Source organism: Halorhabdus sp. BNX81 (assembly GCF_029229925.1).
Taxonomy (GTDB): Archaea; Halobacteriota; Halobacteria; order Halobacteriales; family Haloarculaceae; genus Halorhabdus.
Genome location: NZ_CP107254.1, coordinates 2,457,173 through 2,472,203 on the forward strand (window position 1 = coordinate 2,457,173; position 15,031 = coordinate 2,472,203).

The 15,031-nt window shown below is 63.3% G+C and carries 18 protein-coding genes and 1 pseudogene; 8 read left to right on the forward strand and 11 right to left on the reverse strand.

Annotation, left to right across the window (positions count from 1 at the left end; genetic code table 11):
• Nucleotides 1-151: 151 nt before the first annotated feature.
• The 6 genes and pseudogenes from HBNXHr_RS12380 to HBNXHr_RS12405 all read left to right on the forward strand — a co-directional run bounded on the left by HBNXHr_RS12380 (nt 152) and on the right by HBNXHr_RS12405 (nt 3,014).
• Complete coding sequence (locus HBNXHr_RS12380; protein WP_275882364.1) at nt 152-1,204, forward strand: FAD-dependent oxidoreductase; 1,053 nt, start codon at nt 152-154, stop codon at nt 1,202-1,204.
• A gap of 102 nt (nt 1,205-1,306) precedes the next feature.
• Nucleotides 1,307-1,831 carry a peptide-methionine (S)-S-oxide reductase MsrA gene (msrA, locus tag HBNXHr_RS12385; RefSeq protein ID WP_275882365.1) on the forward strand — a complete coding sequence of 175 codons (525 nt, stop codon included), beginning with the start codon at nt 1,307-1,309 and terminating at the stop codon, nt 1,829-1,831.
• Nucleotides 1,832-1,883: 52 nt separating this feature from the next.
• On the forward strand, nt 1,884-2,165 hold the full coding sequence (locus HBNXHr_RS12390; protein ID WP_275737884.1) for a type II toxin-antitoxin system HicB family antitoxin: 282 nt from the start codon (nt 1,884-1,886) through the stop codon (nt 2,163-2,165).
• A gap of 10 nt (nt 2,166-2,175) precedes the next feature.
• Nucleotides 2,176-2,430 (forward strand): type II toxin-antitoxin system HicA family toxin, encoded by a 255-nt coding sequence (locus HBNXHr_RS12395; protein ID WP_275737882.1) that lies wholly within the window; start codon nt 2,176-2,178, stop codon nt 2,428-2,430.
• Nucleotides 2,431-2,460: 30 nt separating this feature from the next.
• Nucleotides 2,461-2,598 (forward strand): annotated as a pseudogene (locus HBNXHr_RS12400) (peptide-methionine (S)-S-oxide reductase); the annotation flags it as partial.
• Nucleotides 2,599-2,783: 185 nt separating this feature from the next.
• Nucleotides 2,784-3,014 (forward strand): hypothetical protein, encoded by a 231-nt coding sequence (locus tag HBNXHr_RS12405; protein WP_275882366.1) that lies wholly within the window; start codon nt 2,784-2,786, stop codon nt 3,012-3,014.
• Nucleotides 3,015-3,025: 11 nt separating this feature from the next.
• Here HBNXHr_RS12405 and HBNXHr_RS12410 read toward each other — a convergent pair whose 3' ends face one another.
• The 10 genes from HBNXHr_RS12410 to HBNXHr_RS12455 form a co-directional block, all read right to left on the reverse strand.
• Nucleotides 3,026-4,774, reverse strand: a complete 1,749-nt coding sequence (locus HBNXHr_RS12410) for a glutamate--tRNA ligase (protein ID WP_275882367.1) — start codon at nt 4,772-4,774, stop codon at nt 3,026-3,028.
• A 323-nt stretch (nt 4,775-5,097) separates the two neighbouring features.
• Nucleotides 5,098-5,787, reverse strand: a complete 690-nt coding sequence (locus HBNXHr_RS12415) for a hypothetical protein (RefSeq protein WP_275882368.1) — start codon at nt 5,785-5,787, stop codon at nt 5,098-5,100.
• A 2-nt stretch (nt 5,788-5,789) separates the two neighbouring features.
• Nucleotides 5,790-6,263 carry a hypothetical protein gene (locus HBNXHr_RS12420; protein WP_275882369.1) on the reverse strand — a complete coding sequence of 158 codons (474 nt, stop codon included), beginning with the start codon at nt 6,261-6,263 and terminating at the stop codon, nt 5,790-5,792.
• Nucleotides 6,264-6,525: 262 nt separating this feature from the next.
• Nucleotides 6,526-7,566, reverse strand: coding sequence for a polyprenyl synthetase family protein (locus HBNXHr_RS12425; protein WP_275882370.1), 1,041 nt, complete (start codon nt 7,564-7,566; stop codon nt 6,526-6,528).
• Between the two features lie 10 nt (nt 7,567-7,576).
• Entirely contained in the window at nt 7,577-8,920 is a 1,344-nt protein-coding gene (locus HBNXHr_RS12430) for a ribonuclease J (RefSeq protein ID WP_275882371.1), read from the reverse strand.
• Nucleotides 8,921-9,223: 303 nt separating this feature from the next.
• Nucleotides 9,224-10,336 carry a hypothetical protein gene (locus tag HBNXHr_RS12435; RefSeq protein ID WP_275882372.1) on the reverse strand — a complete coding sequence of 371 codons (1,113 nt, stop codon included), beginning with the start codon at nt 10,334-10,336 and terminating at the stop codon, nt 9,224-9,226.
• Between the two features lie 66 nt (nt 10,337-10,402).
• The gene (locus tag HBNXHr_RS12440; RefSeq protein WP_275882373.1) at nt 10,403-11,137 is read right to left on the reverse strand and encodes an isopentenyl phosphate kinase; all 735 of its coding nucleotides are present in this window, start codon (nt 11,135-11,137) and stop codon (nt 10,403-10,405) included.
• A gap of 31 nt (nt 11,138-11,168) precedes the next feature.
• On the reverse strand, nt 11,169-12,161 hold the full coding sequence (mvk, locus tag HBNXHr_RS12445; RefSeq protein ID WP_275882374.1) for a mevalonate kinase: 993 nt from the start codon (nt 12,159-12,161) through the stop codon (nt 11,169-11,171).
• A 47-nt stretch (nt 12,162-12,208) separates the two neighbouring features.
• Entirely contained in the window at nt 12,209-12,577 is a 369-nt protein-coding gene (locus tag HBNXHr_RS12450; RefSeq protein WP_275737839.1) for a DUF5518 domain-containing protein, read from the reverse strand.
• 66 nt (nt 12,578-12,643) lie between these two features.
• A complete protein-coding gene (locus HBNXHr_RS12455) occupies nt 12,644-12,853 on the reverse strand; it encodes a hypothetical protein (RefSeq protein WP_275737837.1) in 210 nt (69 codons plus the stop codon).
• A 109-nt stretch (nt 12,854-12,962) separates the two neighbouring features.
• Between HBNXHr_RS12455 and HBNXHr_RS12460 the strand changes: the two genes are divergently transcribed.
• Nucleotides 12,963-13,304, forward strand: a complete 342-nt coding sequence (locus HBNXHr_RS12460; protein ID WP_275882375.1) for a DUF393 domain-containing protein — start codon at nt 12,963-12,965, stop codon at nt 13,302-13,304.
• Nucleotides 13,305-13,386: 82 nt separating this feature from the next.
• Nucleotides 13,387-14,205 carry an aldo/keto reductase gene (locus HBNXHr_RS12465; protein ID WP_275882376.1) on the forward strand — a complete coding sequence of 273 codons (819 nt, stop codon included), beginning with the start codon at nt 13,387-13,389 and terminating at the stop codon, nt 14,203-14,205.
• Here the strand turns inward: HBNXHr_RS12465 and HBNXHr_RS12470 are convergent.
• On the reverse strand, nt 14,195-14,452 hold the full coding sequence (locus HBNXHr_RS12470; RefSeq protein ID WP_275882377.1) for a hypothetical protein: 258 nt from the start codon (nt 14,450-14,452) through the stop codon (nt 14,195-14,197). The two genes, HBNXHr_RS12465 and HBNXHr_RS12470, sit on opposite strands and share 11 nt — an antisense overlap.
• Nucleotides 14,453-15,031: the final 579 nt, after the last annotated feature.

Here is a 15,031-nt window from a genome sequence, read left to right on the forward strand (position 1 = left end):
ATTTCGGCTGAAACGAGTTGATTTTAGACGATCGCAGCGTCCCGAAATCGGATCGGAGCGGGGGGATCGGGTGCCGGCCGGGCCAGCGATCGATCCCGCGAGCCTTCCCTGGGACGCAAGCTACAAACGCTCGCCACCGATAGGAACGGTCATGACTGACGAGATCGAACACCGTCGACTCATCATCGCCGGCTCGGGCACCGCCGGGCTGACAGCCGCGGTCTACGCCGGGCGGGCGAACAACGATCCGCTCGTCCTGGAAGGCGACGAACCCGGCGGCCAGCTCACCTTGACAACGGACGTTGCGAACTTCCCCGGCTTCCCGGAGGGAATCAACGGCACGGAGCTGATCAACCGCATGAAAGAGCAGGCCAAGCGATTCGGGGCCGACGTCGAGACGGGATTCGTCGAGTCGATCGACGATTCCTCGCGGCCGTTTCGAGTCGAACTCGCCGACGGGACGGTCTACACCTGTGACGCCTTCATCGCCGCCAGCGGCGCGAGCGCACGCACCCTGGGCATCCCCGGCGAGGGCGATCTGATGGGCTACGGCGTCTCGACGTGTGCGACCTGCGACGGCGCGTTCTTCCGGGACGAGGACATGCTCGTCATCGGTGGGGGCGACGCCGCGATGGAGGAGGCTTCCTTCCTGACGAAGTTCGCCGACACGGTCTATCTCGCCCACCGCCGCGAGGAGTTCCGCGCTGAGGACTACTGGGTCGACCGAATCACCGAACACGTCGACGCGGGCGACGTCGAGATCATGCGCAACACCGAGGCGACCGAGATCCACGGCTCCCGCGAAGATGGGATCGAAGGCGTCTCGTTGATCCGCCATCCCGATGGCCACCCCAAGGAGAAACTTGACTCCGAACAGGCAGAGGAGGTCGAGCACTTCGAGCACGACGTCGGCGCGGTCTTCCTCGCGATCGGCCACACGCCCAACACCGGCTATCTGGAGGACACCGACGTCGAACTCGACGAGACGGGGTACATCCGGACCGTGGGCGGCCACGGCGGCGGTCAGACGAAAACGGACGTCCCCGGCATCTTCGGGGCAGGCGACGTCGTCGACTACCACTACCAGCAGGCCGTCACAGCCGCCGGGATGGGCAGCCAGGCCGCCCTGGACGCCGACGACTATCTCGAAGAGCAGGCAGAGGCCGAAGCCGCCGAAACAAGCGTCGCCGAGACCGACGACTGAAGCCGATCCGAGTCGATATTTTCCACGGCTTTCGCCGCGCTCGGTCTCCGCGGCTTTCGCCGCGCTCGTCACCCTGATACGCGTCGCGACCCTACAGGTGGTATGGAATCTGCGACGTTCGGCGGCGGGTGTTTCTGGTGTACCGAGGCCGCGATGAAGGAACTCGACGGCGTCGCCTCGGTGACATCCGGGTACGCCGGCGGGCACGCCGAGAACCCCAGCTACCGGGCAGTCTGTTCGGGCGACACCGGCCACGCCGAGGTGGTGCAGGTCGAATACGACCCGGACGTGATCGCCTACGATGAGTTGCTGGAGGTGTTCTTCGCCACACACGACCCGACCCAGTTGAACCGCCAGGGGCCCGACGTAGGGACGCAGTACCGCTCGATCGTCCTCTATCACGACGAGACCCAGCGCGAGACGGCCGCCGCCTACATCGACGCGCTCGACGCCGAGTACGACGACGAGGTCGTGACGGAACTCACACGGCTGGAGGAGTTCTATCGCGCCGAGGAGAAACACCAGGACTACTTCGAGAAGAACCCCTCAGACGCCTACTGTCAGATGCACGCCGCGCCGAAGGTCGAAAAAGTCCGTGAACGGTTCGAACAATTACTGGCCGACTGATGCCTGCCATATTCACAACAGCTTTATTTATCAACCGAACGTTTTCCATAGTATGAGTACAGACGTGGACAATCCCGGCGACGAACGGACGCCGCCGGTGAACATCTCGCTGTTTCTCGGGGAAGATGATGACCGGTGGATCGCACGCGATGAGGACACTGGCGTCACCTCACAGGGACAGACCCGACAGTCCGCGCTCGAAAATCTAGACGAAGCAGTGGCTGGCTATCACGGTGCAGGCGATGCACCGACCGACGGAGAGCTGCGGGATCTCGGTATCAAACCGGAGCAAAACGAACCCGGTTCTCTCGACGATTCTGACGTTTTTGAGTAAGTCGGTGAACATGTCCCGAGGACCGTTCTCCGGTGAAGCAGTGGTGAAAGTGATGGTAAACAGTGGGATCTACGTGTGGGATCGGACAAATGGCGACCACGCTATTCTCCGGTGGGAACCGCCAGAAAACCACGATACGGACGCCCGGACCGTGCCCGTGCCACTGCACGATGAAATCGATACTGGAACCCTTCGGAGTATCGCGGAGCAGGCAGGTGCGAAGGACTTCGAGAAGTTCTGTGAGTGGATCGATCGGAATCGGTAATCGAGCAATTTCTTTGTGTTCGACCGTGGTGAGTATTTCTACCGCATCGAGGAGAACCACCAGGACTACTTCGAGAAGAACCCCTCAGACGCCTACTGTCAGATGCACGCCGCGCCGAAAGTCGAGAAAGTGCGCGAACGGTTCGAGGAACTGGTTGCAGAGGTCTGAGAGCTCTGGTTCCGTACTTACGACCGACCGTGAGGACGAAGTCGTGACCGACGTCAGTCCTGCTTCTGCCCATAAGCACGAGAGATTTTCTCTCGATCGACGGGTGACGTGATAGCGGATGGTATTTGCGAAAATGCCTTTTTCGACGATAACTATATACTCCCGGTAGTTGAACAGTGGCGAACATGGCAAATGCTGGTACCGTCGCGGTAGCCGTGATCGGACTGGTCGGAGGACTGGTCCTGGTCAGGTGGGGCTACACGATCGCCAGGTGGCGAGAGATCATCGACGCGATCGGCCGGAAACGCGCCGGGCGAGTCGAACCGGCCGACTGGCACGTCGGGCTCGTGAAATCAGTCGGCGTCGTGCTGGTCGTCTACAGCTCCGTGATCGTCATTGGCTTTCTCCTCCAGTGACGCACCCGCACTCAGGGATGGGAGAAATACGCGACTAGCTCGTCGTCCTCGCCGACATCCATCGGATCACTCGCCTCGGGAACCGCGTCGAGACGCGCAAAGCCGATGCGGACGAACTGGACCATCTCGTCGGCCCCGTGAGTAAGCAGTCCCGGTTCGACGTGGCCGGTGACGTCGCCCTCGGTCGTCCGGAGTCGGGCAGAGACGCCCGTCGCCGCCGGCACCCAGTGGATCACGTCCACGTCACCCTCCCGGACCACGTCGATGTCGTCGTCGGTGTATTCGAACGCCCGCTCGCCCGTCCGGCGGACACAGCCGTATCCCTTCAGCCAGACAAGTTCTCCCTCCGGCGGCAGGTCCTCTTCCTCGATCAGGACCGCCCCACCGACCGGGATCGTCCGTTTGCCGCGCTCCTCGTGGTCGGGGTGGATCGGCGGCTGGCCGCGCTCGGGCCCACCCGAGAGGTCCATCTCGACGCCGTCCCGGACGAAGAAGGCCCGGTCGGCGTCGTCGTCGATGCGTTCGCGGTTGGCCGCGTAGACCGACGACATTGCCAGGTCGACGTTGCTGGTCGAGGTGCCGAGTTCGGTCATCGCGTCGACGATGGCCTCGCCGCGAATGCCCCGCCGCCGGAGGCTAGCGATCGTCGGGGCCCGTGGGTCGTCCCAGCCATCGAGATCGCCCGCCTCGATGAGTTCCTTGATGGTCGAGGTCGACATGGGAACGTCGTATTCCTCGACCTGGACGTGGCCCCAGTGGATGACCTCGGGGTACTCCCAGTCGAAGTAGTCGTAGACGAATCCCTGGCGCTTGGCGGAGTCCTGGAGGTCGATCCCGCGGATGATGTGGGTGATGCCCGTGAGATGGTCGTCGATCCCACTCTGGAAGTCGAGCATCGGCCAGCAGCGATAGTCTTCGGCTTCCGGGCGAGGATGCGGGGTGTCGATGAGGCGGAAGGCGACCCAGTCCCGGAGCGCGGGGTTCTTGTGTTCGATGTCGGTCTTCACGCGAAGCACCATCTCGCCGGGATCGTACTCGCCGTCGACCATCGCGTCGAACTCCTCGTGGACGGTCGCGGCGTCCTTCTCGCGGTGCGGGCAGGCCTCGCCGTTGTTTTTCAACTCGGAGAACGTCTCGCCCGGACACGAGCAGGTGTAGGCCCCGCCGAGATCGATGAGGTCCCGCGCGTAGGCGTAGTAGGTCTCCAGTCGGTCGCTGGCCTTGAGCACGCGATTCGGCGTGAACCCGAGGTACTCGATCGCATCGAGGATCTCGTCGTAGGCATCGAGGTCAGGTCGCTTGGTCTCGGGATCGGTGTCGTCGAACCGGCAGACGAAGTAGCCGTCGTAGCGGTCCTTGTACGAGCCCACGACTGCGGCCATCCGGGCGTGGCCGATGTGCCAGGGACCGTTTGGATTCGGCGCGACCCGCATCCGAACCTCGTCGTCGTCCTCGACGTTGGGCAGGTCCGGCAGTGCCTGCTCGTCTGCCTCCTCCTCGGCGTCGAGTTCTTCGACCCGTTCGGGCGCGAGTTCGGCGAGTCGCTCGCGTTTCTCCCCGGTCGAGAAGTCGTTGACGCGTTCGACGACCGGGGCGATGACACCGGGGATCTCGTCGCCGTGCTCCCGGAACTCCGGGTTCTCGCCCATTAGCGGCCCCATAATGGCCCCGACCTGGGCGTCGCTGTCGTGTTTCAAGGCGTTGAACAGCGCGTCGGCCTCGGCGGCTTCCTCGACGCGCTCGCGAAGGTCTTCGTTCATTACCTGGCGGTTGCAGGGCGGTCGTCAAAACGTCGTCGGGATACAGATATACCGTCAGATCTCCCCATACGGTATCGCCGGCGATACCAGGGACTGCCGCTATTCTTGATCGTTAGATGACTCGTCCTGCTGTCCACTGATATGAGAGCTGATCAGTAGAATGAACCCAATAGCTGCGGGGAATAGGCTAATTGCAACGTAAAACGTTGCACTTGGACTGCTATTACTTACGCCCACTGCGATACTAATACTGACGATATAGATAGCAAAGACTATCCATGGTGTCCCGTCTCTGCGCCCACTGTCGGTTGACATGCTACTGTTCATAAGTGGTTTCGCTCACAAGACACGGAGGTCTCGAACGTTGGATATACTGGTAAGTCCGTGTAATTCCAATAGTCCGCCGGCGAATAGCGATTATAAAATTCGTGGAAAAGACTTACGGACAGCATCTTTTCATCATCTTCTGCATTCTTGATCCACCTCTCCCCCATATTTTCAAGTTCAACGAACTGGTTTTTACCTTCTTTATCCAGTAATTGGAATGGGGAAGATGGATACGTATATGTGTGGGCCACGGTCTCATTTGGAACGGACTCGATCTCACGAGCAATATGCGGGACGTCGTAGGACGCCGAAACTCCGCCTTGTACTCCTCCAGGCGTGTACGAGGCGGACATTGACCAGTCAAGTGAACCGGTTTTCGGTGTCGTCGGTCCCCAATCGGTTATTTCGTACCCGCCGGACTCATTGTCGTCCCAGTCTTGCGTTATCGTCGTCTCGTTGTTCTCGGTACCATCCCATCCCGCAGCGTATGTAGTACCGGGATAGATTCCTGCCCGTGGGGTACAGGCGATGTAGTTTTCGCCATCTCGACTGTCGTTTTTCACTTCCCACATTTCGACGAACAAGTCCACCTTACCAGCCTCTTTTATTTCTCCATTGTCCAATTCGGCAGAGACGGTATCTTTCACAGTTGTCGTTCCAATCCGAGACCATTCTGGTTCTGGCATTGTCATTTCCCTCCGTTTTCCGCAAGAAATTGCTCGATCGACTCATGTGCGTTACGTTCCTGTTGTTTCCGATAGTCACCCGGAGACTTGCCTTGCGTTTCTGCAGGCCGCTTGCTTCTGGCACTATGCGTGGACGCCTGCTGGAGGGATTGTTTCGATTCGCCCCGGATTTCGGCGATGGGCTGTGGCTCGCTCACACGGAAAATTCGTTCAATCGGTGCACCGTTTTTGACCACAAGAGCGTACCCAGCTAGATATCCCTCCTCCGGAGTTGGATCACTTGCAAGCACGATCTGGTCAGTTTCACTGGCTCCGTTCTCTATACCATCCAAGGCTTGCGTTCTGGCGTTATCGATGTGCTTTTGTTTCACTGGTTGACGACGAGTTCCTTTGACACCCACAGGTTCGGGCGTCGACTCCGCCGAGACACCAACGGGTATCGAACTGATGCCGATGGTTGCTGCAGTCGCTTTCAAAAAAACCACGACGGTCCGATGTTGCGGGGATCAATCTGTCGTGAGACATCAATATAATACGCATTGCCCATATACAAAAGAATTACTAATTGATACTATAGCGTTTTATAATAGCATTTGTGTGGATGAAGATCGGGATTCTAGTCGTCGCTAATCCAGTAGTGACCGGCCAACTAGAATCCACCAACTGCATATAGAGGGTCCCGATCAGCCAGCGCTATCAGATCGATATCCGGTGTCGAGAAAATGTCCGGGTCGCCGGTCAGTACTCGCGTTCGATCAGGAAGTCCGCGATCCCTTCCAGCAGATCCCGGGACTCGTTGTCGGGGAGCACTTCGAGGTTCCGTTTGCCGTCCCTGATGAGTCCCTCGGCCGTCTCGCGGGCGAAGTCGATACTGCCGGCTTCCTCTAGCTCGGCAACGGCCTCGTCGATGGTCGCCTCGTCGACGGCTTCGACGTCGTCGGTCGGGACGAGATTTTCGACGTCGACGCCCTGATTGCGGGCGTGGACGGTGATGATCGTGCGCTTGTTCTCGACGAGGTCGCTGCCGCGCTGCTTGCCCAGCTTTTCGCTCGGCGTCGTCAGATCCAGCAGGTCGTCCTGGATCTGGAAGCCACGCCCGATGTTGAGGCCGTACTGATAGAGCGGATCGACGTAGTCGTCCTCGCCCATCAGGATCGCGGGGATCGACGCCGCGGCGGCGTACAGCACTGCGGTTTTGAGTTCGACCATCTCCAGGTAGTCCTCGGTCGTGACCGTCTCGTCGGTCTCGAACTCGATGTCCATCGACTGGCCCTCACAGATCTGGGTACAGGTCGTCGCGAGTTCCGACAGCGCCCGGACCGACCGGTCGCCGGTCGACCCGGTTTCGAGCATGTTCTCGAAGGCCTTCGCGTAGAGGGTGTCGCCCGCGAGAATCGCCGTCGAGAGGTCGAACTCCCGGTGGACGGCCGGGACCCCGCGACGCATGTCGTCGTCGTCCATGATGTCGTCGTGGATGAGGGTAAACGACTGGATGATCTCGATACTCACCGCGGCGGACATCATGTCGATCGGGCCCTCGGCAGCCGGGAACTCCCGATACGGCTCGCTCCGCGGGGGAACGTCGGCGATCGACTCGGCTACGAGCAGCAGGATCGTCGGCCGGAGTCGCTTGCCGCCGGCGTCCAGCAGGTACCGCGAGGCCTCATAGAGCTTCTTGGGCTCGACGACCGGGAGGTTCTCGGGAATCGCGTCGTTGACCTGCCCGCGTCGCCACTCGATCGCCTCCATGACCGCCTGCGAGTCGACAGTATCCGTCATCGGCAACGGATTATTCGACCAGGGTGATCACGTTACCGTTTCGCGTGACGTGCAGGTCCTCGCCGAGCTCGTAGCCCTCGCTCTCGGCGAGTTCGACGTACGGCGCGAACCCACCCATGCTCTGGTGGGCCGGGATGATGTGTTCGGGTTCGAGTGTGTTGAGCATCTCGTAGTGGCCCTCGCGGTTGAGGTGACCCGAGACGTGGACCTCGTCGTAGATGCGGGCCCCCTGCATCTTCAGCAGCGTCTCGCTCTGGTAGCGCTGGCCCTCGTTGGTGGGTTCGGGGATCACACGGGCCGAGAAGATGACCTTGTCACCCTCCTCGAGTTCGTAGGGCGTGTCGCCACGGCCCATCCGGGTGAGCATCGCGCGCGGTTCGCCCTGGTGGCCGGTGACGATCGGCAGGAAGTTCTCCTTGCCCTCGCTCATGATCCGCTTGAACGTGCGGTCGACGGACTTGCGGTGACCGTACATCCCCAGGTCCTCGGGGAACTCGACGAAGTCGAGTCGTTCGGCCGTCCCGGAGTACTTCTCCATCGAGCGACCGAGAAGAACGGGCTGGCGACCGATGTCGTCGGCGAACTCGACGAGACTCTTCACGCGGGCGATGTGAGAGGAGAACGTCGTCGCGACGATCCCGCCGTCGTAGTCCTCCATGCTGTACATGACGTCCTTGAGGTGTTTTCGAGCGACGGACTCACTCGGCGTTCGCCCCTTCTTGCCGGCGTTCGTACAGTCCTCGATGTAACAGAGGACGCCTTCGTCGCCGAGTTCGCCGAAGCGCTCCATGTCGATCGGGTCGCCGACGACCGGATCGTGGTCCATGCGCTTGTCCAGTCCGTAGACGACCGCGCCTTCGGGCGTGTGGAGGACCGGGTTGATCGCGTCGATGATCGAGTGAGTTACGTTGACGAACTCGAGTTCGACGCCGTCGTCGCCGATCGAGGTCGTCGCGCCGGCGTCCATCTTCACGAGGTCGTTCTCGACGCCGAACTTCTCCTCGCCCTGGATCTGCTGTTTGACGAGTTCGATCGTAAAGGGCGTCGCCATGATCGGTGCGTCATAGCGGTGGGCCAGCTTGCTGATCGCACCGATGTGATCGAGGTGGCCGTGGGTCGGCACGATGGCCTTGACGTCGCCCTCGATCTCGCTCATGACGCGATCGTCGGGGATCGCGCCCATGTCGATCAGGTCCAGGCTGTGCATCCGCTCGGTCTCGACGTTGTCGTGGATCAGGACCTTCGAGAGGTTCAGGCCCATGTCGAAGATCACGACGTCCTCGCCCGCCCGCACCGCAGTCATCTGTCGTCCCACTTCCTCGTAACCGCCAATGGTGGCAATCTCGATTTCCATAGTTGTTCCTCCGAGTGGGCCACCCGACGGAGGTTCCCAACGTCCGACAGCACGGTGCTATCGAGTGTGTCGGCAGCGTCGACCGCCATCCGGATCGACCGGACTGACTGGGGCGCGAGCCAGCGTTCCTCACTGGCCCGCGACCCGGCGACGACGTGGGCAAGCAGTGCCCGACGCCGTCGCGACGATCGCATTCGACGTCCATCCGTCGGCCGCCGGTCCGTACGGGCGGCCGAGCGCTCGGTTACTACCCGGTATGTGGCGCGGCGGTAAAAACCGTGCGGGTTGGGGCCAACGCCGAAATTACCCCTGTTCGTCGTCGCTATCCGTGGATTCGGGCACTGAATCCGCGCTTTCCACCGCCGCGTCCGAGGACGCACCAGTCGTCTCATCGCGCTCCTCGGCCGTGTCCGCCGGTTCGTCGGCGGGGGCCTCGGGCTCGAAATCGTCCGGGGCAAGCGGGTCATCCGCTTCCGGAGTCGGATCGGAACCGTCAGCCGACTCCGGGATGGCATTGTCGTCCTCGGAGGTGTCGGTATCGCCAGTCACGTCGGTGACGGGCGCATCGACCGCGGCGGTATCCGTTGGCGGAGACACGTCCGTCTCGACAGCCCCTGTGGTGTCCCCCGATTCGACCTCGCGGGTCGACTCGGACGCATCGATCGCACTGCCACTCACCCACTCGTCGTCACCCGACTCGTCACGATCCGCTGGCGGGGCCCCGTCGGTTTCGGTCCTCAACCGGTCCCGTTCGCTGGCTGGCGATTCGACGGGTTCCTCCTCGGAAGTGGCTCGTCGATCCGGTGGCTGGCTCGTCGGTTCGGCCCCCTCGGCCGGGGGTTCGGGCGCACCTGAGGACGCCCTCCGGGCTTCTTCGGGCCCCTCCTCGCCCTCCAGGTCGCGTTCGACTTCACGAATCCAGTGCTCCTCGTCGGGTTCCGTGGGCGCACGTCGTTCCGATGTCGATTCCGCAGCCGGTTGCGCCCGCGTGCGGTCTCGCTGGGGTCGGTGTGGCTGACCGCCCACCGGCGCACGCCCGGCCCGTCGCCGGGCACGGTTCCGCTCGGCTGGGTCGGAAACGGGTTGTTCGGCTGGGCCGTCGTCAGTCCCGTCTTCGCCGGCCGGTTCGAGGCTTGCGGCCTCGATGCCGACCCGGACGCCATCGGCGACGATCGCGAGGACGATCATGAAAAATCCGGCGAGCAAGACGAGTGCGCCGACGGCGAGAAGCCCCGCGCCGGCGAGCAGTTTCACGCCGACATCGGGTGCCCGCCCGCCGGGCATCCACCCGGGAACGTCACGGAGGAGGACAAGCCCACCACCGGCGACGGCACCGCCGGCGACGGCGACCGCCAGAAAATACCCGAACAGTCGCACCCAGTAGCGAAGACTCTCTTTGACGCTGATCGCAACCATGTCGGGGCCAACGCAAACCGGAGGGAAGTAAATTTCGGGGAGTTGCACAGCGAGCGACGCGATCGGTCACTCGATCAGTGTGCCGGGATCCTCGCCAGCGAGAAACGCCGCCAGGTCCGCGGGGCCGAAGATCGACGCCGGGGTCTCCAGGTCGAGCAAGGCACGCACTTTCCCGGCCATACCGCCGGTGACGTCGGTCGCCTCGCTCTCCCCGAGGGCGTCGCCAACGGCCCCGACGTCCGCGATCCGGTCGATCACCGCCCCGGACGAATCGAGGACGCCCGGCACGCCCGAACAGAGCCCGATCCGGTCGGCCCCGAGCGAGCGGGCGAGAGAGACGACGATCTCGTCGCCGCTCAGGATCGTCGCGCCCGCGCCGGCCTGGACGACCACGTCGCCGAAGAGGACGGGCACGAACCCCTCGGCTTGCAGGCGCTCGACCACAGCAGTCGGCAGGGTCGTCTCGCCGGTTTCGTCCCGGGAAGCCACCGAGAACGGGTCGACCGGAAGGGCGGACACGCCGGCTGCCTGGAGGGCCTCGACCACGTGATCGTCGAGCCGGCGCATGGCGTCGTGGATAGCGTAGACGCCCACCGCGTCGTGGGTGCCGTCCGTCGTGGTGACGCCGTGAGCCTCGGCGTGGTGGTGGCCGAAGCTCCCGCCGCCGTGGACGATCACGAGGTCCTCGACGTCGGCCGCCCCGATGGCCTCGGCTGCCGCCGCGAGCGCCTCGTTATCGACGGTCTCGGGCGTGTCCTTCGCCGTGATGACGCTGCCACCGAGTTTGAGGATCGTCGTCATGCGGACTTACCCCCCGGAACGCCACGAGCGGTCATCGGTCCTCCACCTGGACCCCCTCGGTGTCGAGTTCCGCCCGGAAGGCGTCTTCACAGCCTGGCGTGTACCGGAGGGCGGTCTCCGTGCCGTCAGTGTCGTCGAGCGCGACGATGCAGCCGCCACCGCCCGCACCGGTGAGTTTCGCGCCGCGGGCGTCGGCGTCGCGGGCGGCCCAGACCATCGCGTCGAGCGACCGCGAGGAGACCCCAAGCGCCGCGAGTAGTCCGTGGTTGAAATCCATGAGTCGACCGAGTTCGTCCAAATCTTCGTCGGCAAGTGCGTCCTCGCCGCGACGGACCACGTCACCGATCGCTTCGACAGTATCGGCCGCGAAGTCGTACTCCTCGCGCAACCCGCGAACGCCCGAGACGAGCGCGCCCGTATCGCCGGATCCCCCGTCGTAGCCGATCACGAACGGCAGGTTCGGGACGGCATCGAGTCGCCGGCAGTCGTCGCCCTCGACGCGGACGGCCCCACCCATCGCCGAGCAGAAGGTGTCGGCCCGCGAGGCCTCCCCGTCCTGAACGGCACGTTCGACCTGGTAGGCCCGATCGGCGATCTCCTCGGAGTCCAAGGTAACGCCGAGCTCACGGGTCGCGGCGTCGATCGCGGCGACCACAACCGCCGCCGAGGAGCCGAGTCCAGCACCGAGCGGGATCGCACTGTCGATGTGGACGTCGAAGCCCGCGTCGGGCCGGCCGGTCGCGTCGCGGGCCTGCTCGATCGCCTCGTTGACGTAGCCCATCGCCGCCTCCAGCAGCGGTTGCTCGACGTCGACGTCCGGCGTTCCCGCCGTGTCCCCGCTGTACTCGACAGTGAAGCCATCGAGTGTGAGGTCGCCGGCATCGACCCGGAGCGCTTCGTCGTCTCGAAGTGTCGCCGTCACCGACGCGCGGCGCTCGATCGCGCAGGGGACGGCGGGTTCGCCGTAGACGACGGCGTGCTCGCCGAAGAGATACACCTTGCCCGGGGCGCTCGAAGTGACCATGGTAGGGGTTGGAACAGCGACTGCCAAGGGCGTTCCGGAGTCCCCGCTCAGATATCTGTCTCCCGAGCGAGATAACGGCCGAGAAGTCCACCGAGGGCACTGAGCCCGACGCTGTACACCAGGGCAAACATGAGCACGATGATCCCCAAGATGCCAAACAGAGCCGTGATCGAGCCGGCCGTTCCGAACGCCGGCAGGAACGGAATGATCGTCGCCAGCAGCGTCAGCGCGAACACCAGCGGGATCGCAGCGATGAGCCCCGACAGTGCTCCGACCCGGATTCCGGCCGACTCGTCACCGCCCTGGAGATATCCCGCGACGGCCCCGCCGACCAGCGGTGAGAACGGTACGAACGTGAAGACGACGGTAGCGACCGCCCCAATGACCGCATTGAGCAACGTATTACCTTCAGCCATGCGTTCGGGATTGCCGGCTGTCGACAAGAAACTTCCCCCGGACGGCGTTGGCCGCCCGCGGTGGCCTTACTCGTCCTCGCTCATCTGTTCGCCAAGCCGGCGACCGAACTGGTACCCCTTTTTCGAAATCGCGTAAAAAATGACGCTCCCGACGGCAACCCCGGCCAGTATCGCCAGCACAGTCGGCCCCGACACCGAAATGTCGACGACGGAGACGACGGCTCCGAAAAGGACAACGACGACAGCCGTCCACGCCATCGCTTTCCAGGTTTCCATACCCCCACGTATGCCGACCGCGTCCGTATAGGTGTCGGCTTGTACCGACGGTCCCGTCGTAGCATCCGTGTGGCCACATCCATATAGTGGTCGCGCCCGTAGACTCCGTATGGCACCGACGCTCGTTTACGACGACGACTGTGGCTTCTGTACGCGGTCCGCGAGGTTTGTCGCTCGCCACGGGGCCGTCGAACTCGTCGGCTTCTCCGAGCTGTCGCCGTCGCTTCGCGACCGGCTTCCGCCGGACTACCGGACGTGTGCACACCTCGTGACTGAGGACGCCGTCTACTCGTGTGGCGAATCGATCGAGCGCGCGCTGGCCGAAACGGAACTCGTCCCGGCCCCGCTGTTTGGCGTCTTCCGGGCGCTTCCGGGATACCCCTCCCTCCGGGAGTGGGGCTACCGCCGGATCGCGGAAAATCGCGGGCCGATCGGTCGGTTGTTGCCGTAGTGCCGACGTGGCTAGGGGAAACACTGTCGACGAGCAGGTGCCCGCCCGTACCTTCTTGGCCGTCGGCCCCCTTGCTTCGGGCATGGAACACGTAACCGTCGCCGGCACCGAGGTTCCCGCTCTCGGCATCGGTACCTGGCAGATGGAGCCCGAGACCGCCTACGACGCTGTCAGCGACGCGCTCGACGTCGGCTATCGACACGTCGACACCGCCCAGCTCTACGAGAACGAAGCCGGTGTCGGCCGAGCGATCGCCGACGCCGACGTCGAGCGCGAGGACATCTTCCTCACGACGAAGGTCAATCCCCGCCACCGATCGGTCGAGTCGATCGTCGACAGCGTCGCGGACAGCCTCGCAGCGCTCGGAACTGAGTACGTCGATCTACTGCTGATCCACTGGCCGAACCCCCTGGCCGATCTCGAAACGGTGATGGACGGCTTGAACGAGGCCGTCGATCGCGAGATGGCCCGCCACATCGGCGTGAGTAACTTCGGGAAAGACCGACTCGACCGTACGCGTGAACTCTCCGACGCGCCGATCCTGACTGACCAGGTCCTGTTTCACCCCTGGTGGCCACAACGGGAGTTGCTCGCCTACTGCCAGCGCGAGGACGTCATGCTGACGGCCTACAGCCCGCTGGCCAACGGCGCGTTGCTGGACGACGCGTTGCTCGAAGAGATCGGCGAGCGCTACGGCAAGACCGGCCCACAGGTCGCGATCCGGTGGGCGACCCAGCACGAGAACGTCGCCACGATCCCGATGTCCACCTCCCGGGAACACATCGCCGAGAACCTCGACGTCTTCGACTTCAAACTCACGCGCGCGGAACACGACCGCGTGACGCGGCCGTCGTACCTCCAGACCGGGAAGGCGCTGTTCGGCGGGATGCTCAGCGGGTGAGCTGTTTGACCGTGTCGTCGCCGGTCGCTTCGAGAACATCGTCGTAGGCTCGTCGCTCGGCAGCATCCATCGCGTCAGTCCGTCGTAAGGCCGCCGTGAGTTCATCGGTCGAGAGATCGCCGCGGTCCCAGGCGCGAAGCGACGTTCGCACAATCGCAGTCGCCTCGGAAAGTTCCAGGAGTGCGGTCCTGCCGTCCCTTCCGAGCGATTCGAGGGCTTCGCGGCCCGTTTCGCCGGTCGCCCGCACGACGCGAGCGGCTTTCGAGGCGGACTTATAGACGACCCCGTTGTCATTGATCCAGCCAAAGTGTCCGAGTCCAGTTCGCGCAACTGCGCTGTCGTCCGCAGGCGGACGGGCTGGGATACCTCGCTTAAGCGATTGGCTATCTGGCCGGTGTCGAGATCCGCGTCGGGAAGGCGGCCGTTGACCCGGCCCGCAAGCGCCATCGTCTTCGTCGAGATGCCGGCCTTCAGCGACGTTTTCGCAGCCTCCAGCGCCCGCATCGCTTTGCCGATCCGTGTACTCGACGAGGAGAGGCGACTGACGACAGCACTCGTGCCCTTGTCTCCGACAGCAATCGAGACACCTGTCACGGTCACGTATCCCAGATATCACGATGTAGCGGCTACTGATTCATCGTCAGACGCACCCGGTGGCCGACCAACCTCGACTATAGCCCATACACAATTGGGACCGATTCCAATTATTTTATACGGGTGCGACGCCAATCGTTATGGGAATGCATCGAGGTGACGCGAACGCGACATTCCCGGCGTCGAACGGGCCCGTCACACGGGACCGATCGATCCGGGCTCAAACCGGAAT